The sequence below is a fragment of the Moraxella nasovis genome (assembly GCF_022701215.1).
Lineage (GTDB): Bacteria > Pseudomonadota > Gammaproteobacteria > Pseudomonadales > Moraxellaceae > Moraxella > Moraxella nasovis.
Genome location: NZ_CP089976.1, coordinates 1,595,665 through 1,614,844 on the forward strand (window position 1 = coordinate 1,595,665; position 19,180 = coordinate 1,614,844).

A 19,180-nucleotide genomic window follows, 5' to 3' on the forward strand; every position below is an offset into this window, starting at 1 on the left:
AGTATATAATTGTAATTTAATCATAACGCCAAAATAACACGTGTGTTTTGGAGCAACCTTTTGGGTGATATAAAAGTAATTATCATAAGTTATGCAATCTTAGGGGTTAAAAATAGCAAGTCGCTATAACTTGTGCTAGAATAAACGATTTATTTTATTTAAATAAGACTGCTATGACCAACATCAAACCTGACACCGAAAAAAATAACTTTATCCGCACCATCATCAAAGATGACCTAGCAAATAATAAGCATGAGCGTATCGTTACGCGATTTCCACCAGAGCCAAATGGTTTTTTACACATTGGACATGTTAAGTCAATCTGCCTAAACTTCGGCTTGGCACAAGAATTTCAGGGTCTGTGTAATTTGCGATTTGACGACACTAACCCTACCGCCGAAAAGCAAGACTTTGTGGATAGCATTAAAAAAGACGTTCAATGGCTTGGTTTTGACTGGGCAGGTGATGTGCGTTATGCGTCAAACTACTTTGACCAGCTGTATGAATGGGCAGTTAAGCTTATCAAAAAAGGCGTGGCATATGTCGATTTACAAACACCCGAAGAGATTCGTGAGAATCGTGGTGGCTTTGGTAAGCCGTCTGTGCCATCGCCACAGCGAGAGGCGAGTATTGAGGAGAATTTGGCTCGCTTTGACGACATGAAAAACGGCAAATACAAAGAGGGCGAGGCAGTGCTTCGTGCCAAAATTGACATGAATCACCCTAACATGAATATGCGAGACCCTGTTATCTATCGTGTGATGCATGCTCACCACCACCAAACAGGCGATAAGTGGTGCATTTATCCGATGTATGATTATGCCCATCCACTTAGTGATGCAATAGAAGGAATTACGCATTCAGTTTGTACGCTTGAGTTTGAAGATCATCGTCCTTTTTATGATTGGGTAGTAGAGCAAGTCGGATTTGAGATTCCCCCACGTCAGTACGAATTTAGTCGCTTAAATATTGATCACACGCTAACTTCTAAGCGTAAGCTTAAACGCCTAGTTGAGATGGGTGTGGTGAGTGGCTGGGACGATCCACGCATGCCAACCATTGCAGGTATGAGACGACGTGGCTACACGCCAGAGGGTTTGCGTGATTTTTGTGAGCGTATCGGCGTTAGTAAGGCAGATGGAGTGGTTGATTTTCGCCAGCTTGAATTTAGTGTAAGAAATTCACTTGAGGATAGCACAGCTCGTGGCATGGCGGTGCTTCGCCCCTTAAAAGTCACCATTACCAATTTTGATGAAGCTATCAGCCAAGTAGAAACGCTTAAAAAGCCAACGGTCGCAACTAAAGTAAAAGATGGCGTATTATGGCTAAGTCAGCCTAAGCACCCAAGCCTTGATTTGGGTCACCGTGATATTCCGTTTACAAAGACCATTTATATTGATCAAAGCGACTTTGAGCTAAATCCACCAGAAGGCTATAAACGCCTATCGCCTGACAATCGTGAAATCCGTCTACGTAATAGCTATATCCTAAAGGTAGAAGAGTTTAAGACCGATGATAATGGAGATGTGATAGAGCTTATCGCCACCATCGACCCAAAAACGCTGGGCAATAATCCTGAAGGACGTAAGGTTAAAGGGGTGATTCACTGGGTATCGGCAGATTTGGGTGTGCCAAGTGCGGTATATACATTTGAGCACTTGCTTTTTGAGGATGATGAGTTAACAGATGAGCATATTGCCAAGATTAAGGCAAATCATCCTGATGCAGACGATGATACGCTTTGGGTGCTTACACATTATAATCCCAATTCACAAACAGTGTACGACGCTGTTGTTGAGCCGTCCTTAGTAGCGCAGGTTGGTGAGCGTTTTCAGTTTGAGCGAGAAAGCTACTTTATCTTAGACAGCATCCAAGATAATAAGCCTGTATTTTATCAGATTGTAGGATTAAAAGACGGCTTTAAGCCTGCTTAATTTGTGGGCAAATTTACCCTAAAAGTGTACATACAGAAAGACAATCATGAAAATTTTACTTGCCAACCCACGTGGATTTTGTGCTGGCGTGGACCGTGCCATTGCGATTGTTAATGTCGCCCTAGAACGCTTTAATCCGCCCATTTATGTGCGGCATGAAGTCGTGCATAACAAGTTTGTCGTAGAAGATTTGGCATCTCGCGGGGCGATTTTTGTTGAAGAACTCGATGAAGTGCCTGATGGGGCAATCGTGATTTTCTCAGCTCATGGCGTATCTAAGGCGGTGGAAGATGAGGCAGCTCGTCGTGATTTGACAGTGTTTGACGCCACCTGCCCACTGGTTACCAAGGTGCATATGGAGGTGGGTAAATTTGCCAAAGATGGCATGAATGCTATTTTGATTGGGCATGCAGGACACCCTGAGGTTGAAGGCACGATGGGACGGTTTGATACCAGTTTTGGTGGCCGCATTCATTTGGTTGAGGATGCTGACGATGTTGCTAGCCTAAACTTTGATGGCGATGATGCCAAAGATTTGGCATTTGTCACTCAGACTACGCTATCTATGGACGATACGGCGGTGGTAATTGACGCCCTAAAAAATAAATTTCCTAAGATTAATGCACCCCGTAAAGACGACATTTGTTACGCCACTCAAAACCGCCAAGATGCAGTTAAGTCGTTAGCCAAAGTGTGTCAAATCGTTCTTGTCGTAGGCTCGCCTAATTCGAGTAATTCAAATCGCTTACGTGAACTTGCCGAGAGACTGGGGGCAAAAGCTTATCTGATAGATAACGCTTCTCAGATGGATAAATCTTGGTTTGATGGCATAACCCAAGTTGGAGTAACTGCAGGTGCTTCTGCTCCTGAAGTGCTAATCCAAGAAGTATTAGATACCTTGCAAGCGTGGGGAGCAGATACGCCAACAGAATTAAATGGTATTGAAGAAAATATTACATTTAGTCTGCCAAAATCCTTAAAATAATGACACTTATGACAATCAAAACAACATCTTTAAACCTAACTCAGCGTTACACAGGTAAAGTACCCGATGAGCTGACGAAGCAGCTAGGTTCTCAGACATTAGCTTTGGTGATGATGGCTCGAGGCATTGATGATACACGCCTGCTGGATGTCTCGGTGGGCAGCCTATTGCCAGCGACTGATTTATTAGGCATAGATGAAGCAGCAAGACTTATCGATCAAGCGATTGATGCAGGTGAGCGTATCTTGGTTGTGGGTGATTTTGATTGTGATGGGGCGACATCGACTGCACTGGTGGTTCGCTGTCTAAGACAGATGGGCGCGACGGTGGAATTTATCGTGCCAGACCGCTTTAAGTTTGGCTATGGTTTGACGCCAGAAATCGTCACTTACAGTGCTGATAAGTTTAACCCTGATTTGATTATCACAGTAGATAATGGTATCTCAAGCCATGACGGTGTCCAACAAGCGACCAACCTTGGTATTAAAGTTATTATCACTGACCACCATTTGACCACTAAGCCATCCCCAAAAGCTGCTGCTGTCGTCAATCCTAATCAGCAAGGCTGTCAATTTGGCTCTAAGTCATTGGTGGGTGTTGGTGTGGCGTTTTATGTGATGGGTCGTGTCGCTAAGCTTCGCCGAGAAGCGAATAAGACCACAACGAATGTATCAAGATACTTGGACTTGGTGGCACTTGGGACGATTGCTGATGTCGGTGTACTTGACCAAAATAACCGAATCTTAGTCACGCATGGGCTAAATGCTATCCGTGCAGGACGTGCCTGTTTAGGCGTGCTTGCAATACTAGAGCAGGCGAGCCGAGATTACCAAAAAATCACCAGTGATGATTTTGGTTTTGCCATCGCCCCACGCATTAACGCTGCAGGGCGTATGGATAATATGCGAACTGGCGTGGAGTGTTTGCTTGCCGATGACTGGGGTGCAGCACATACACTTGCTCTTGAGCTAAATCGTCTCAACCAATCTCGCCGAAGTGTCGAGATGCAGATGCGTGATGAGGCAAATAGCATTATTGAAACACTGCATTTAACTGATGAATGTGGCGAGACAAAAGAGCTGCCAAAATCTGTCGTATTATACCAAGACAGCTGGCACCAAGGAGTAATTGGGATTGTGGCTGGGCGCATTAAAGAGCGTCTGTATCGTCCGTGCATTGTATTTGCACCAGCGGATGCCAAATGCGTGGGCGATGATGATCTGATTAAAGGCTCGGCACGCTCCATCGCAGGTATTCATGTTAGAGACGCCATTGAAGCGGTAGCGGTGGCAAATCCAGAGTTGATTTTACATTTTGGTGGGCATGCGATGGCAGCGGGGCTGACCATTTATAAGCGTCATTTTACAGCATTTGCTAAGGCCTTTAACCAGGTAATGAACAGCTTTGATGATAAAGTGTTTAGTGAAGAGCAGTTCACAGATGGCACGCTTTTACCTGAAGATTTTAGCTTACAGTTTGCAACCGATCTAAAAAATATCAGTGTATGGGGTAATGGCTTTGTTCTGCCAAGCTTTGATGGGGTCTTTCATATCGTAGATGCCAAAGTGCTAAAAGACAAACATTTAAAATTAACACTTAAGCACGATGGCGTGATGTATCCTATTGATGCGATTTGGTTTAATTATGATGCTGATCGATGGGATTATCGAGCAAGCCTTGTGCATATCTTATATACGCTTGACATTAATGAATGGAAAGGTGTTCAAAATATACAGCTTATCATTAAGGATTTAGCGGTTGTCGAAACGACACTTTAGGGGTAGTCGCTTAAGTTTACCAAAGCGGCTATAAAAATTTATCGATTTGACTGTATTTTTTTACCAAAATTTAGTAAAATTCGGTTTTACCAGTAGACGATGATTATTATGACTAAATTTATCTTTGTGACTGGTGGCGTAGTCTCATCTTTGGGTAAGGGCATCGCCGCCGCATCTTTGGCAGCCGTTTTGGAAGCTCGTGGGCTAAAAGTTACCATGACCAAGATGGATCCTTATATTAACGTTGACCCTGGCACGATGAGTCCGTTTCAGCATGGCGAGGTGTTTGTAACCGAAGATGGTGCAGAGACAGACCTTGACCTTGGCTATTACGAACGTTTCTTACGCCATTCAAAAATGGGTAAAGTAAACAACTTCACTTCTGGACGTATCTATCAAACTGTGCTTGCTAAAGAACGTCGTGGTGATTACCTTGGCGGTACCGTACAGGTTATTCCGCACATCACCGATGAAATCAAGCATAAAATCCGTGCGTCAGGCGAAGGTTATGATATTGCCATCATCGAGATTGGCGGTACGGTTGGCGACATAGAAAGCTTGCCATTTATGGAGGCAGTACGCCAAATGCAAGTAGAGCTTGGGCGTGATAACTCATTGCTCATGCACCTAACATTAGTGCCGTACATTGCTAGTGCAGGCGAGAGCAAAACCAAGCCAACTCAGCATTCGGTAAAAGAATTGCGTTCTATTGGCTTGCAGCCTGATGTGCTGATTTGTCGCAGTGAAAAGCCCATCTCAGAAGATAACCGCCAAAAAATCGCACTATTTACCAATGTAGAGGCTCGAGCAGTTATCCTATGCGAAGATGCACGTAGCATCTATCAGATTCCACGCCGTTTTTATGAACAAGACCTAGATGATCTCATCTGTGAGCGTTTCGGCATTACAGCACCAGAGGCAGACTTATCTGACTGGGATAAAGTGATTGAAGGCTTATTTGCTTCTACAGGTGAAATTGTTGTTGCGATGGTGGGCAAGTATGTAGAGCTACCAGATGCCTATAAGTCAGTCAATGAAGCCTTGTTGCATGCAGGTATTGCCAATAAAACTAAAGTCAAAATCCACTACATTGACGCTGAGAAATTAGAAACCCAAAGTGAGCTGTTAGAAGAGCTTAAGGCTTGCGATGCGGTGCTGGTTCCTGGCGGCTTTGGTGAGCGTGGTACACTTGGTAAGATGATGGCGATTCGCTATGCCCGTGAGAATGATGTGCCATTTTTAGGGATTTGCCTAGGTATGCAACTTGCAGTCATTGAGTATGCACGTAACGTACTTAACATTGAGGCGGATTCTACCGAGTTTGACCGCAGAACTGCCAATCCAATCATCGGTCTGATTACCGAATGGTTTGATGAAAAAGGCGAATTACAGCTTCGTAGCGATGACAGCGACTTAGGTGGCACGATGCGTCTTGGTGCCCAAAAAGCAGAACTTGTTACAGGTTCTAAGCTTGCTAAGATTTATGGTTCAAGCACCATCACTGAACGCCACCGCCATCGTTATGAGATGAATAACCGCTATATTGAGCCGCTTGAGAATGCAGGCATGACCATCTCTGGTTATTCGGCTAAGCAGCATTTGGTGGAATCAGTTGAGATTAATAACCATCCGTGGTTTGTGGCGGTGCAATATCACCCAGAGTTCACAAGCTCGCCCCGTGGTGGACATCCACTATTTAATAGCTTTATTAAAGCAGCCATTGATCAAAAGCATTAAGGAATAAACGTACCAGACAAAATGTTTGGTGCGTTTAATTTTATAAGTTTGGTAAAATTGAGGATAACACGATGACACAGTTGGTTGCACAGTCGCACATCAATGTGGCAGGTATTGAGATTGGTAATGATTTGCCGTTTGTGCTGTTTGGCGGTATGAATGTGCTTGAAAGCCGTGAGCTTGCTTTTGAAATCGCTGAAAACTACATTGATATTTGTCAGCGTTTGGGCATTGGCTATGTGTTTAAGGCAAGTTTTGATAAAGCAAATCGTTCCAGTCTGCACTCATTTCGTGGACCTAGTCTTGAGACAGGCTTAACTTGGCTAAATGATATTAAAGAAAAATACGGCGTGCCTGTTATCACAGATGTTCATGAGCCGTATCAAGCAGCCCCTGCTGCAAAAGTTGCGGACATTTTACAGTTACCCGCTTTTCTTAGTCGCCAAACTGATCTTGTGAGTGCGATTGCACGAACAGGTGCGGTTATTAATATCAAAAAAGCCCAGTTTCTTGCACCCCACGAAATGCGTCATATCATTGGTAAATGTCTTGATGCAGGTAATGACAAAGTCATATTATGTGAGCGTGGCTCAAGCTTTGGCTATAATAATCTGATTGTAGATATGCTTGGCTTTGACACCATGAAAGATATGAATGTGCCTGTCTTTTTTGACGTGACGCACGCTCTACAAAAGCCAGGCGGGCGTAGCGATAGTGCAGACGGCAGACGCCACCAAATCGTAACACTTGCTCGAGCAGGTATGGCAACAGGCTTGGCAGGATTATTCTTAGAAGCTCACCCAAATCCTGATGAAGCTAAGTGCGATGGGCCGTGTGCCTTAAGATTAAACCAGCTTGAACCATTCTTAGCTCAGATTAAGACCTTAGACGATACCGTTAAGAGCTTTGATGTGCTTGATACATATTAAAAGATAGATCTGTCTAGCTGCTTGATAAAATTTATGACAGCAAAGCTGTGACAGTCGCCCTAAGTATTTAGCTAAACTTTAACCAAAACAATAGGAACTACCATGTACGCAGAAGAAACCAATAGTGCAATCGAGATTAAAGATATTATTGCTCGTGAAATTCTAGATTCTCGTGGTAACCCAACCATTGAGGCAGATGTTATTTTGGCAGATGGTACAGTTGGTCGTGGTACAGCACCTAGTGGTGCATCAACTGGATCTCGTGAAGCACTAGAACTTCGTGATGGTGATAAAAATCGCTATCTGGGCAAAGGTGTAAAAAAAGCCGTCGCTAATGTGAATAGTGAAATTCGTGCAGCCTTGTTAGATAGCGATGTTACCAACCAAAAAGCCATTGATGATAAGCTTGTCGACCTAGATGGTACAGATAATAAAGCCAAACTTGGTGCAAACGCCACTTTGGCTGTGTCATTGGCAGTGGCTCGTGCAGCGGCAATCGCCCAAAAATTACCACTACATCAGTATATCGCAAACCTACGCGGTCAGACTTCGCTCTCTATGCCTGTTCCGATGATGAATATTCTAAACGGTGGTGCTCACGCTGATAATACTGTGGATATCCAAGAATTTATGATTGAGCCTGTTGGTTTTAACAGCTTCTCAGAAAGCCTAAGAGCGGGTGCAGAGATTTTCCACAGTCTAAAATCTGTATTAAAGGCACAAGGTCTAAATACAGCTGTGGGCGATGAAGGCGGATTTGCTCCAAACTTGCGTAGCAATGAAGAAGCGGTTACAGTCATCTTAGAAGCGATTGAAAAGGCAGGATATAAAGCAGGTCAAGATATCTATTTAGCGTTAGACTGTGCGTCAAGTGAATTTTATAAAAATGGTCAGTATGTATTGGCAGGCGAGGGTAATAAAGCCTTTAATTCTCAAGGTTTTGCTGATTATCTAGCAGATCTTGTGCGTCAATACCCAATCATCTCGATCGAAGATGGCTTAGATGAAGGCGACTGGGAAGGCTGGGCTTATCTCACCAAAATTTTAGGCGATAAAGTGCAGCTTGTCGGCGATGACTTATTTGTTACCAACCCAAAAATCCTACAAGAAGGCATTGATAAGCATATTGCTAACGCGATTTTGATTAAATATAATCAAATCGGCACGCTAACTGAAACGCTTGATGCCATCTATTTGGCAAAACAAAATGGCTATGCGACAGTTATCAGCCACCGTTCGGGCGAAACTGAAGACAGCACCATCGCAGATTTAGCCGTTGGTACGGCAGCAGGTCAGATTAAAACAGGCTCGCTATGCCGTAGTGACCGTGTGGCTAAGTATAACCAATTACTTCGCATTGAGCAGATGGTAACGGCAAGCTATCGTGGTCGTGAAGAATTTATTGGCTTACGTGGTTAGTTGGTAGAGTAAAGTGACTTTTTTAGCGAAACATAAAGACAATAAGTCTATCTATGGATTGATCGCTTTAATCATCTTATTTCTTGTTGTGTTTATCTTATTGCAACATCAGTATTGGCGTGGTGAAAATGGCCACGCTAATTTAGTCATACTACAACAACAAGTCAAAGAGCAAGAGCGAATCAATGCAGAGAAAATCTACACCAATAACGTTCTGCGTGCCGATGTCAAAGACCTAAAATCTGGCATGGCGGCAGTTGAAGAACACGCACGTTTAGACTTAGGTCTAATTAAGTCGGGCGAGACATTCGTCCAGCTGTCAAATGCTCCCATCACTTATGTACAAGAAGAGACTCGGTCGCAAGAAGACGCAGTAGAGCCGATAGATGCCCCTGAATTATAAATTTAAGACTGGCTTTGGCTGGTCTTATTTTTAGCCGTTGATATGGAAATCTTTATGTCAATTATAAAAACACCACCAAAAATCCACGCACTGATTGTTGCTGCAGGCAAGGGGTCTCGCTTTGGCTCTGATATTCCCAAGCAGTATTTAACGCTTGGTGATAAGACTGTGCTAGAGCATAGTATATTAAGACTAAACCACCCAAGTATCGCAGATATGACGATAGTGGTTGCAAAAGACGATAGGCGTGTACATACCTTAAAGCCAAAGTTTCATGGCGTGATTAATTATGCCGAAGGTGGGGCAGAGCGTGTGGATTCTGTCATATCAGGCGTCTGCCAAATTCGCCAAAAAGGTGCTAAAGATGATGATTGGGTGCTAATTCATGACGCTGCTAGAGCTTGCTTGCCTCGAGTAGATTTAGAATGTTTATTGGCTGCTATAAGTTTAGGCTTAAATGATGCGGTGATATTGGCGACACCTGTTGTGGATACTTTAAGGTATGCAGATGGCGTCACTATTTCGCACACTATTGAACGCCAAAACTTATGGCAAGCTCAAACGCCACAAGCTTTTCGGCTTGATAAACTAGAAAAGGTGCTAAACACCATCCAACAAGAAAACTTAACCATCACTGATGAAGCAAGTGGCTTTGAGATGGTGGGTATGCCTGTTAAGATTGTGCAGGGCAGTAGGCTAAATATGAAATTAACCTATCCTGAGGACTTACCACTGCTTGGGCTTATTGTCAATCACTTACTTGATGATGAGGCGTTGCCTTGACGATTTGGGTTTTTGCAGGCGTTGTGATTGCGTTATGTTTAGGATTACTATCCATTACACCAAACCTGCCCCCAAGTTTGCTAAACTCAGCCTTTTTATTAGACGACAGGCTTTTTATATGGCTTAGCTTATCCTGTTTTGTGCTTTGTATCTTGCATGCTGTTTTTAGCCGTCGCCATGCCGATGGTGTGGCAAAACCTAATCGTCATCTATGGGTTGACCGCTTTTTCTTAAAGCTTGGCATAAATCGTCTGATTATGTTTGGCTTACTTGGCTTGATGGCGTGCTTATTTATAATAAGAGTGCTAAGCACGCATGCAGTTTTTGAGCAAAGCGTACCACGCCAAGCCCAGACTGTGCGAGCGACCGCCACTATTTTAGAGATAAGCGATGGCGTTTATGATGAGCTGACAGGGTCAAGTTATCGCCAAGTTGCTCAGTTATCAGACATATCTTTGGTTCATAATGCTCATCATCATGCAGTATCAGATCACGCTGATAATCCTTTTTGGCAAGATGGGTCAGCTGACCGCCTAGATGATACGCCCCTTACTGGTACGATGACTGTACTATTACGCCAAGACGTGCGTTTTGGCAAAGCAATTAAGTTGCCACCTTTACCACCAAACACTAAGATTGACTTAACTTTATTAATCGAACCCCCAAATAAAAAAGCCAATGCAGATGGCTTTAGCGGTTATCGCTGGCTTTATACTCGCCATATCCATGCAAATGCAAAGATAGTGGCGGTGCATGGCAAGCCTAGATCTGCTGATGACGGTAGCTTTATCGTAAAATTACAGTCGCTTAGATGGGAGTTAAGAGAGCATTTTTATCAAAATTGGTATCAGTATGACATAAAGATTGCCCAAGCTCAGGCAGTAGTGCTTAGTCTTTTGACAGGCGACCGTGCACTCATTAATCGTGATACTAAGGACTTATATCAGTTTGCTGGTATTTCCCATTTACTTGCCATCTCTGGCACTCATGTGATGTTCTTGGCATTGATATTGGCAGGTTTTCTTGCGACGATGGTCAATCAGCTTTACCCACGAGCATATCAATACATTCCTAGAAGGCAGCTACGAGCATGGGTTATGACAGTGGCGGCTTTCGTGTATGCTTGGTTTACAGGCTTTGATGTGCCCGCTGTGCGTACGGTTTATATGCTTTTAGCAGTTGTGGTGGTACAGCAGTTAGCATTGCCGATATCGGCAGCCAGCGTGCTTGTGATTGTTGCACTGGCGATGATTTGGCTTGATCCATCAGTGTTATGGCAGGCAGGCTTTTGGTTATCGTTTATTGCTGTGCTTATTTTAATGCGATATGAAAGTCAGCTGACGGCGTTAGATTTAGACAAGCTGCCATTATCACGGCGTATTTTTATTAGGTTTATCATGCTATGTCAAATGCAGATGTGGCTGTTTATTGCCATGCTACCTTTATCCTTGGTGCTGTTTGGCAAGGTTTCTTTATGGGGACTGTTTGTAAACTTATGGGCAGTGTCTTTGTTTGGGATAGTGATTGTGCCGATTAATCTTTTGGCAGGTGTGCTGTTTATGTTCTTGCCACATCTTGCAGATTGGCTATGGCAGATTTCTACATACCTTCTATATAGGGTGCATTATGCTCTTGAGCTCATTCGTTTTGGTGATGGCGGTGCGATATGGGTGCATTCATTTTTTGGTGGCTTGGGGCTATTGTTATTACTTTTGGCTTTAGGTATTTGGCTTATGCCAAAAATTCTACCAAAATCGCTTGTGGTGTTACCCTTGCTTATTTTTACATTCACCGTGATAAATGGGTCAGAAAAACCAAGATCGTCAGGCGTGTCGGTTATTGTCTTAGCAAGTGATATGGCAGGTGCTAAGCAGATTCTTATCCAAGATGCTAAACGAACAACAAACTGGCTAATTTTAGCAAGCTATGATGATAAGCCTCTCACTAAAGTTCATACAGACACACTTATCCATCAGCTAAAAAGACACAGTGTAAGTAGCTTAGCAGGTATTATCGTGCAGACGCCAAGCGATCATCTAGTGCAGACAGTTGCACAGATTAAGGGTGTTATCCCTGTCGGTGAGTATTGGCAAGCAGGGCATACCAAAAGACAGCTTGTCAATCTAGCGACCCAATCTTGTCATGAAAACAAGTCATGGCAAGGTGATGATTTTAGCATTAAAGCCATCACAGGGTGGCCGCAGATTATAGACAGTCAAGTGTGGGATTGCACCATACAAATTAACGCCCCTAAGCTGCATCTTACAGGTGGCATTGGTATGGATGATGATAGCGACATAACAAGCGTTATCATCAATGCAGCCACCACCGAGAAGTTATGGCAACTGTGGCTGTGGATTTGCCAAGATCTAACGACTGATTTATCCCAAAATACCATGTGGCTTAGTCATATTCAGGCGCAGTCAGATTCTCAGGTGATGGATAGATTTGGCGTGCATCACCTAAAAATCATCGCAAAACCTACCGCACAAAATATCAGCACCGCCCAAAGACAGATACAGCAGTGGCAACAAATGCAGACGGCTAAGGATTGACCTAAGGTGGATATTTCGTGATACAATAGGTAAATTTTTATTTTAAGGTGTCATTATGGCTTGGCCACCAAACCCCAATAAAACCCCAACATCACAAGCGGTGCAAACCGACGCCACAAGACCAACAACCAAAGAGTGGCATTTACTTGAAAAGACCTTGCTTGCTAGTATCGATGAGCAGCGTCGTTCTCGTAGGTGGTCAATATTTTTTAAGATTCTTACGTTCTTATACATAGCAGCACTGATTTTATTATTAAGTCAGTGCAGTACGACCACGCCGACAACAGGTATGGCAATGCCGATAGACGCATCTGAGCCACATTTGGCGGTGGTTCATGTTCATGGAGCGATTACAGATACTGGCGAGACGAGTGCTCACAATATCAACGCTGCTTTGATTGACGCATTTGAAAATGTGAACGCTAAGGCTATCGCCCTAGATATTAACTCACCGGGTGGTTCGCCTGTGCAGTCAGATGAGATTTGGCAGATGGTGATGGACTTACGCCAAGAGCATCCTGATAAGAAAGTGTATGCTGTGATTGGCGATATCGGTGCAAGCGGGGCGTATTATATCGCTTCGGCAGCCGATGAGATTTGGGTAAATCCATCAAGCTTGGTGGGTTCTATTGGTGTTATCATGTCAAGCTATAATGTTAAAGGTCTGATGGATAAGGTGGGCGTTTCAGATACAACTATGACAGCAGGCGAATATAAAGACATTTTAAGCTCAACTCGTGCGATGTCTGATAAAGAGCGTACCCATGTCCAAAACGTGCTGAATGCAACGCACCAAAACTTTATCAATGCCGTTAAAAAAGGTCGTGGCGATAAGCTAAAAGACCCTGAGAAAAATCAAATCTTTACAGGTCTGTTTTGGGCTGGTTCACAGTCAGTGGAGCTTGGCTTGGCAGATAAGCTTGGTGGTATGATGAAGCTAAAAAAACAGCTTGACCTACCTGATGTAGATTATAGCTATACTGATCCGATGCAACGCTTTTTTGACCGTTTTGGTGTGCAGATGGGCAAAGGACTTGGAGAAGGTGTTAAAGTCGGCTTGCAAGAGCAGTCGCAAGCACAGTTACAGTAATATAATGACGATAAATAAAAACGCACTCACAAGGGGTGCGTTTTTATTGGTTAGTTTAGCCGTCAAGTCCGTTAGGTCGGTTAAGATCAGCTAAGGCTTCATCAATAATGCTTTGGCTTACCCCTTTTTTGCGTAGCTTTTCGATAAATAAGGTGTCTTTTGCTAGCGAGTAGTTGTTATTATCCCTATCAAGACCTTGGCGGATGTACAGGCGAATCAGCCCTTGGATACGACGAAAGCCATGCTGTCCTGCGGTATCTTCAAGATGACAGATGATATCTTCAGACAGTCGCAGGTGTACAGGTCGTGTGATGATTTCAGGGTGGTTTGAGAATTTGTTTTTAATCTTAGGGGATATCATAGCTGTCCTTGATATTAAATTTATGGATACTAAATTTATGCCATTATATCACATCGGGCAGTGTCTGCTTATGCCATATTTTGGATTTACTCATAACAAAAAAGCTGATGAATGAACATCAGCTTTTTTTTAATGTGGTGGGGTCGGAGAGACTCGAACTCTCACAGGTCGCCCCGCTGGAACCTAAATCCAGTGCGTCTACCAATTTCGCCACGACCCCAATAAACAAGCACGGCTTGCTTTGGATGGGGAGCATTATAGCGTAATTTTAATATTTGGCAAGTAATTTTCTTAAAAAATAAATGATAATGGCTTAAAAATATCATAATATATTGATTTTACTTATTATTTTCTAACATTATTTGCCAAAATTTAACCGCTTGTACCATAGGTCCGACATCATGCACTCGCACAATGCTTGCTCCTTGCTGAATGGCAAGCAGATGGGCTAACACGCCAATGCCATCACGATCGATTGCTGCATGGTTTTGTAAATGGGCTAAGTTCATTTTATTTAGTATTTCACCCAAAAAACGCTTGCGAGATACGCCAAAGAGCATGGGCAGATTAAAGTGTTTTATAATCTCATCTATGTGCTTTAAGATTATCTGATGGTGACTAAAGTTTTTAGCAAAGCCCATGCCCACATCAATGATGATGTGGTCTTTTTTGATGCCTGCTTGCACAGCACAGCTGATAGCGGCTTGCAATTCTGTTTTTAGCTCACTTAGGACATCTTCATAGGTGGCTAAGTCGTTCATGGTATCAGGTTCGCCACGAGAGTGCATCAGTACCACAGGACAATTAAGCTTGGCGGCAGTCTGTGCTGCAAGTGGACGACGTAAGGCTCGAACATCGTTAATGATGTCAGCTCCTGATTCTATGGCGTGTTTCATGATGGTGGGGTTGCTTGTGTCGATAGACAGCCATATCTCATCACCGAAATTTTTGCGGATACTTTGTATAACAGGGATAACTCTGCGCAGCTCTTCGTCTGTACTGATAACGGCAGCATTTGGGCGAGTGGATTCTCCACCGATGTCGATGATATCTACACCAAGATGTAGCATATGCTCAGCGTGCTTTAAAGCGTAATCTAGGGTATTAAATCGCCCACCATCTGAAAAAGAATCAGGCGTTACATTTAGCACGCCCATAACTTTAGGGGTAGATAAATCCAACACTTTAGTGCGGTGGGTAATTTTGTGGGCAGGTAGTGGATTAAAAATGGCGGTCATGAGTGTCTTTTTGTGGTGGTGTGTGTAAAAGTGGGTATTTATCGCCACTTGTTGTGATTATTATCCCATGTTTATTTAGCCATAACAAGCCAATTAAGCTTTAACAGCTTATTTAAGGTCTTGAAAATGAAGGTTATCACCACAATCTATGCTTATATTTTTTTTAATAAAGAGAATACATTTGCAATATTTTGAACGAGCAGAAGGCGGTGAGAATGCCATCTTAGTACATCTAACCATCTCAAAGATGAGCGATCCAAATGACCTAGAAGAGTTCCGCCTGTTGGTGAATTCGGCGGGGGCGAACGAGCTTGAGATTATCACAGGTAGCCGAGCAATGCCTCATGCCAAATACTTCGTCGGGACAGGTAAGGCAGACGAGATTGCTCAAGCGGTTGAGCGTCATGGTGCAGATATCGTTATCTTTAACCACGAACTTAGCCCAAGCCAAGAACGCAACTTAGAAAAACTCTTTAAGTGCCGAGTGCTTGGGCGTACAGGACTTATCTTAGATATCTTTGCAAGTCGTGCTAAGACGCATGAAGGCAAGCTACAAGTAGAGCTAGCCCAGCTCAACCATTTGGCGACTCGCTTGGTGCGTGGCTGGACGCATTTAGAGCGTCAAAAGGGGGGTATCGGACTTCGTGGACCGGGTGAGACCCAGCTAGAGACTGACCGCCGTCTGCTCCAGATTCGTGTCGGTCAGCTAAAGGCGAAATTAGATAAAGTTAAACAAACTCGTAAGCAAGGACGAGCAAAACGTCAAAAATCAGACGTGCCAACCATCTCGCTTGTAGGTTATACGAATGCAGGTAAGTCCACACTGTTTAACCGCTTAGCTGATGATAATATCTATGCTGCCGATCAGCTGTTTGCTACGCTTGATCCGACTTTACGCCGTGTCAAGTGGGCAGGCGTGGGAAATGTCGTGCTTGCTGATACGGTAGGTTTTGTGCGTCATCTACCCCATGAACTGGTTGAAAGTTTTCACGCCACCTTAGAAGAGACGTTAGAAGCCGACCTTTTGTTGCATGTTATTGATACAGCAAGTGACACCTTACACGAGCAGATTGATGCGGTGAATGATGTGCTAGATGAGATTAAAGCAGATGCTCCGATTTTATTGGTATATAATAAGATTGATAAGAGTGGCGAAGATCCGACCATTGTTTATAAAGAGCAAGGCGTGCCGCACCGTGTCTATGTTTCTGCTCAAAAGAACCTAGGCATGGATAAGCTTACCCAAGCAGTCAGTGAGCTACTCGTCGGTAAACTTTCTACTTATCATCTGACATTGCCCTTTAATGCAGGTCAGCTAAAGAGTGCCTTACATGAGCTTGATGTGATTGATGACGCTACGTTTGGTGATGATGGACGTGAGATGATTACCATTACTTTAGCTAAAGACAAGCTAAAAGAGTTGCTTGGCAAGTTTGGGCTGATGGCACATGATGTACTGCCACAGGACGAAGCCGATACACTCTTGCCAGAGCTTGAAGAGTTTGAGCAGCGGACACTCACAGTCAGTGATGAGCAGGATTTAGATGAATTTTGTTTATAACATTCACCCATAAAATACCCAACATTTCATCGTAAAACCTTGACCAATCGGCTAAATTGATGGTTAAATAACCATCCACTTTAGGCATGCTGTATAAGCCATAATACAAGGATACGTATGAAATCCCCCTATCTAAACCCTAAGCTTTATAAAGGTCTGATCGCCACCATCGCCTTAGTGGTGAGTGTGCGTGAGCTAGCTTTGGTGGTCTGTACTTGGTTTGGTATGCCGACAGCGGCAAATATCGTCGGTCTTGTGGCGTTATTTGTCGCCTTGATAGGCTTACGTCTGGCGTCAGGGCAGTTGCCACAATGGCTGTCATCATCAGCCAGTGTGCTACTTGTAGATAGTGGCTTTGCGTTCTTACCTGTATCAGCAGGGGCGGGTATCTTATTATTTGGCTTAGGCTCAGACTTTTTTGCGGTGTCAGCTGTTATTATCATTAGTGTGGTTATACCGCTTTGGGTATTTGCCAAGCTGTCTGCCAAGTGGCTTCAAGAACGTCCATCGCCCACAGTATCTGATAAAGGATAAGCTATGCCAGCCATTGACAGCACGACCATCATCACAGCCTTTATGGTAACGCTTATCGCCCATATCACAGCAAAATACGTCCTAAGGTATCTTAATCGCTACATTCGTGGTGTGCCGATGATTATCATCGCCATTATCTTAACGCTGACTATCTTACTGATGATAAATATGCCGTATCAGACCTATTATGCTAATGCTAAGCCTGTGTTTGATCGCTTGTTGGGATATAGCACGGTGTTACTTGCCGTACCTTTAGCTGGAATGGATTTTAAAGGTTTGCCTGTAAAGAGGCTTGGCGTGGTCGTCGTGCTTGCCAGTATCGTAGGGGCAATTTTGCCGATGTCGCTTGCCTATGCCTTTTTCTTAAATATTGAGACGATATTGGCATTTGCGACCCGTTCGGTAACGACGCCTGTGGGCTTATCTGTCGCCCAGATTATCAATGCACCGCTTGTGATGGCAAACCTTATTATCATCGTATCAGGCATACTTGGAGCGGGTATTTGTCGTGTGGTGTTTAAAAACATCGAAGATGAAAGAGCCCAAGGGCTATCGCTTGGCTTAGTCGCTCATGCTATTGGCACAGTAGAAGCATGGACGATAAGCCCAACAGCAGGGCGGTATGCAGCATTTGGTCTGGCGATTAATGGGCTAATTACAGCGGTATGGCTACCGATGGCGGTGCTGTGGGTTATGGGCTGATTTACTCAAGAGCATCTGACTACCACCATAACCATTATGCCGCACCAAGCTCCCCAAGCAGTGCCTGTGATGGCACGCCACTATGAAACCGCAGTTCGTCATCTGTCTCATCAATTAATGCCGCTTCCACATCACGAAAAAACGCCACCCGCTCATCGATAGGCTCTTTGCTGACCGACTGAGCTAGCATAAGATAATCTTCATAATGACGGCTCTCAGATTTTAACAGATACCTATAATAGCGTGCTAATTTTTCATCATCAATGACATCTGCCAATGCTTTAAATCGTTCGCACGAACGAGCTTCAATGAACGCTCCGATAATCAGCACGTCCACCATGGCAGCACTCTCCCACGTCCGCTTATGCTTTAGCAGCCCCTTAGCATAACGCCCTGCAGGCAAATACGACCACTTGATACCACGCTCTTTCATCAAGGATAGCACCTGTTCATAATGGAGCATTTCTTCACGCACCAGCTGTGCCAATCGTTCTTGGAGCTGTCTGTGAGATTCATAACGGAAAATTAAATTCATCGCTGTGCCTGCTGCTTTTTTCTCGCAGTTGGCATGATCTTGCATGAGTAGCGGTAGGTTTGCCTTGGCAAGCTTTAGCCAGCTTTCGCTCGTTTTTGTGCCTAAAAAAGCATGAATATGACTAATGTCTGTGGTAGCTCTTGCCTTGGCGGTGATCTGCTTTAAGTCGTCTTCTTGGTTCATGATGATTCACCTTAATATGATGGCAGTAATTTTACAAGATCGTTCATATTTTTACAAACACGTTTTGGCTTGCCTTGCTTAAATGATAGGTTTATCCCCTATAAATTACATCATAATCATTAATTACGCTAAAATCCATCACAAAAGATGACTCATCTAAGTGAAAATCACCATAAAAATGTGTTACAAACTGGTAAAAATTAAGAATTATTCTTATTATTAACAAAAAAATAAATGGATAAATAAAATATAACTTATTGTTTTTATTATATAAATAAAATTAACCCTAAAAAAATTTATTTATTTTTTGGGTAAAGGTGTTGCAAAATATGTCAAAGTTGGTATCCTATTGTGTGAGCGTAGATGGTTTTAGCGGTATTTGTTGTTTTTGACAAACTTTGTATAAAAGTTTACAAAAATACTCAAAAACGTACAAATATGGCAAGAATACGC

Annotated in this window: 16 protein-coding genes and 1 tRNA gene; 13 read left to right on the forward strand and 4 right to left on the reverse strand. The window is 43.5% G+C overall.

All coding sequences use genetic code 11. From position 1 onward, the window contains the following. Positions 1 to 173: 173 nt before the first annotated feature. The 10 genes from LU293_RS07840 (at position 174) to sppA (ending at position 13,613) form a co-directional block, all read left to right on the forward strand. Positions 174 to 1,934, forward strand: coding sequence for a glutamine--tRNA ligase/YqeY domain fusion protein (locus LU293_RS07840; RefSeq protein WP_242747096.1), 1,761 nt, complete (start codon positions 174 to 176; stop codon positions 1,932 to 1,934). A gap of 46 nt (positions 1,935 to 1,980) precedes the next feature. Next, positions 1,981 to 2,919: a 4-hydroxy-3-methylbut-2-enyl diphosphate reductase gene (ispH, locus tag LU293_RS07845; RefSeq protein ID WP_242747099.1), complete on the forward strand. Its 939-nt coding sequence runs from the start codon at positions 1,981 to 1,983 to the stop codon at positions 2,917 to 2,919. 8 nt (positions 2,920 to 2,927) lie between these two features. After that, positions 2,928 to 4,697, forward strand: a complete 1,770-nt coding sequence (gene recJ / locus LU293_RS07850; protein ID WP_242747102.1) for a single-stranded-DNA-specific exonuclease RecJ — start codon at positions 2,928 to 2,930, stop codon at positions 4,695 to 4,697. Between the two features lie 108 nt (positions 4,698 to 4,805). Then, on the forward strand, positions 4,806 to 6,434 hold the full coding sequence (gene pyrG / locus LU293_RS07855) for a CTP synthase (protein WP_242747105.1): 1,629 nt from the start codon (positions 4,806 to 4,808) through the stop codon (positions 6,432 to 6,434). Positions 6,435 to 6,505: 71 nt separating this feature from the next. Beyond that, entirely contained in the window at positions 6,506 to 7,363 is an 858-nt protein-coding gene (gene kdsA / locus LU293_RS07860) for a 3-deoxy-8-phosphooctulonate synthase (RefSeq protein WP_242747107.1), read from the forward strand. A gap of 102 nt (positions 7,364 to 7,465) precedes the next feature. Beyond that, positions 7,466 to 8,782, forward strand: coding sequence for a phosphopyruvate hydratase (gene eno / locus LU293_RS07865; RefSeq protein WP_242747109.1), 1,317 nt, complete (start codon positions 7,466 to 7,468; stop codon positions 8,780 to 8,782). Positions 8,783 to 8,795: 13 nt separating this feature from the next. Next, positions 8,796 to 9,185: a septum formation initiator family protein gene (locus LU293_RS07870; protein ID WP_242747110.1), complete on the forward strand. Its 390-nt coding sequence runs from the start codon at positions 8,796 to 8,798 to the stop codon at positions 9,183 to 9,185. A 54-nt stretch (positions 9,186 to 9,239) separates the two neighbouring features. Next, entirely contained in the window at positions 9,240 to 9,968 is a 729-nt protein-coding gene (ispD, locus tag LU293_RS07875; RefSeq protein WP_242747111.1) for a 2-C-methyl-D-erythritol 4-phosphate cytidylyltransferase, read from the forward strand. Continuing rightward, positions 9,965 to 12,523, forward strand: coding sequence for a ComEC/Rec2 family competence protein (locus tag LU293_RS07880; protein WP_242747113.1), 2,559 nt, complete (start codon positions 9,965 to 9,967; stop codon positions 12,521 to 12,523). Before ispD ends, LU293_RS07880 begins: the two co-directional genes overlap by 4 nt. Before the next feature lie 55 nt (positions 12,524 to 12,578). Beyond that, complete coding sequence (gene sppA, locus LU293_RS07885) at positions 12,579 to 13,613, forward strand: signal peptide peptidase SppA (protein ID WP_242747115.1); 1,035 nt, start codon at positions 12,579 to 12,581, stop codon at positions 13,611 to 13,613. Between the two features lie 55 nt (positions 13,614 to 13,668). Here sppA and LU293_RS07890 read toward each other — a convergent pair whose 3' ends face one another. The 3 genes from LU293_RS07890 to folP all read right to left on the reverse strand — a co-directional run bounded on the left by LU293_RS07890 (position 13,669) and on the right by folP (position 15,212). After that, positions 13,669 to 13,974: a CopG family transcriptional regulator gene (locus LU293_RS07890; RefSeq protein ID WP_242747117.1), complete on the reverse strand. Its 306-nt coding sequence runs from the start codon at positions 13,972 to 13,974 to the stop codon at positions 13,669 to 13,671. Between the two features lie 135 nt (positions 13,975 to 14,109). After that, positions 14,110 to 14,194, reverse strand: a tRNA-Leu gene (locus tag LU293_RS07895). A 118-nt stretch (positions 14,195 to 14,312) separates the two neighbouring features. Further along, a complete protein-coding gene (gene folP, locus LU293_RS07900) occupies positions 14,313 to 15,212 on the reverse strand; it encodes a dihydropteroate synthase (RefSeq protein ID WP_242747120.1) in 900 nt (299 codons plus the stop codon). Between the two features lie 181 nt (positions 15,213 to 15,393). Here folP and hflX point away from each other — a divergent pair, with 181 nt between their 5' ends. The 3 genes from hflX (at position 15,394) to LU293_RS07915 (ending at position 18,009) form a co-directional block, all read left to right on the forward strand. After that, positions 15,394 to 16,773 (forward strand): ribosome rescue GTPase HflX, encoded by a 1,380-nt coding sequence (gene hflX, locus LU293_RS07905; RefSeq protein WP_242747122.1) that lies wholly within the window; start codon positions 15,394 to 15,396, stop codon positions 16,771 to 16,773. A gap of 117 nt (positions 16,774 to 16,890) precedes the next feature. Beyond that, complete coding sequence (locus LU293_RS07910) at positions 16,891 to 17,307, forward strand: CidA/LrgA family protein (protein WP_242747124.1); 417 nt, start codon at positions 16,891 to 16,893, stop codon at positions 17,305 to 17,307. Between the two features lie 3 nt (positions 17,308 to 17,310). Next, positions 17,311 to 18,009: an LrgB family protein gene (locus tag LU293_RS07915; RefSeq protein WP_242747127.1), complete on the forward strand. Its 699-nt coding sequence runs from the start codon at positions 17,311 to 17,313 to the stop codon at positions 18,007 to 18,009. 34 nt (positions 18,010 to 18,043) lie between these two features. On the opposite strand, the gene LU293_RS07920 is transcribed toward LU293_RS07915, so the two are convergent. Next, on the reverse strand, positions 18,044 to 18,727 hold the full coding sequence (locus LU293_RS07920; RefSeq protein WP_242747129.1) for a MiaE family protein: 684 nt from the start codon (positions 18,725 to 18,727) through the stop codon (positions 18,044 to 18,046). Positions 18,728 to 19,180: the final 453 nt, after the last annotated feature.

Coding starts and splice junctions, on each gene's coding strand:
- LU293_RS07890 (WP_242747117.1), bottom strand. CDS start 13,974: ATGATATCCCCTAAGATTAAAAACAAATTCTCAAACCACCCTGAAATC.
- ispH (WP_242747099.1), top strand. CDS start 1,981: ATGAAAATTTTACTTGCCAACCCACGTGGATTTTGTGCTGGCGTGGAC.
- LU293_RS07920 (WP_242747129.1), bottom strand. CDS start 18,727: ATGAACCAAGAAGACGACTTAAAGCAGATCACCGCCAAGGCAAGAGCT.
- eno (WP_242747109.1), top strand. CDS start 7,466: ATGTACGCAGAAGAAACCAATAGTGCAATCGAGATTAAAGATATTATT.
- kdsA (WP_242747107.1), top strand. CDS start 6,506: ATGACACAGTTGGTTGCACAGTCGCACATCAATGTGGCAGGTATTGAG.
- folP (WP_242747120.1), bottom strand. CDS start 15,212: ATGACCGCCATTTTTAATCCACTACCTGCCCACAAAATTACCCACCGC.
- pyrG (WP_242747105.1), top strand. CDS start 4,806: ATGACTAAATTTATCTTTGTGACTGGTGGCGTAGTCTCATCTTTGGGT.
- recJ (WP_242747102.1), top strand. CDS start 2,928: ATGACAATCAAAACAACATCTTTAAACCTAACTCAGCGTTACACAGGT.
- LU293_RS07910 (WP_242747124.1), top strand. CDS start 16,891: ATGAAATCCCCCTATCTAAACCCTAAGCTTTATAAAGGTCTGATCGCC.
- LU293_RS07840 (WP_242747096.1), top strand. CDS start 174: ATGACCAACATCAAACCTGACACCGAAAAAAATAACTTTATCCGCACC.
- sppA (WP_242747115.1), top strand. CDS start 12,579: ATGGCTTGGCCACCAAACCCCAATAAAACCCCAACATCACAAGCGGTG.
- ispD (WP_242747111.1), top strand. CDS start 9,240: ATGTCAATTATAAAAACACCACCAAAAATCCACGCACTGATTGTTGCT.
- LU293_RS07915 (WP_242747127.1), top strand. CDS start 17,311: ATGCCAGCCATTGACAGCACGACCATCATCACAGCCTTTATGGTAACG.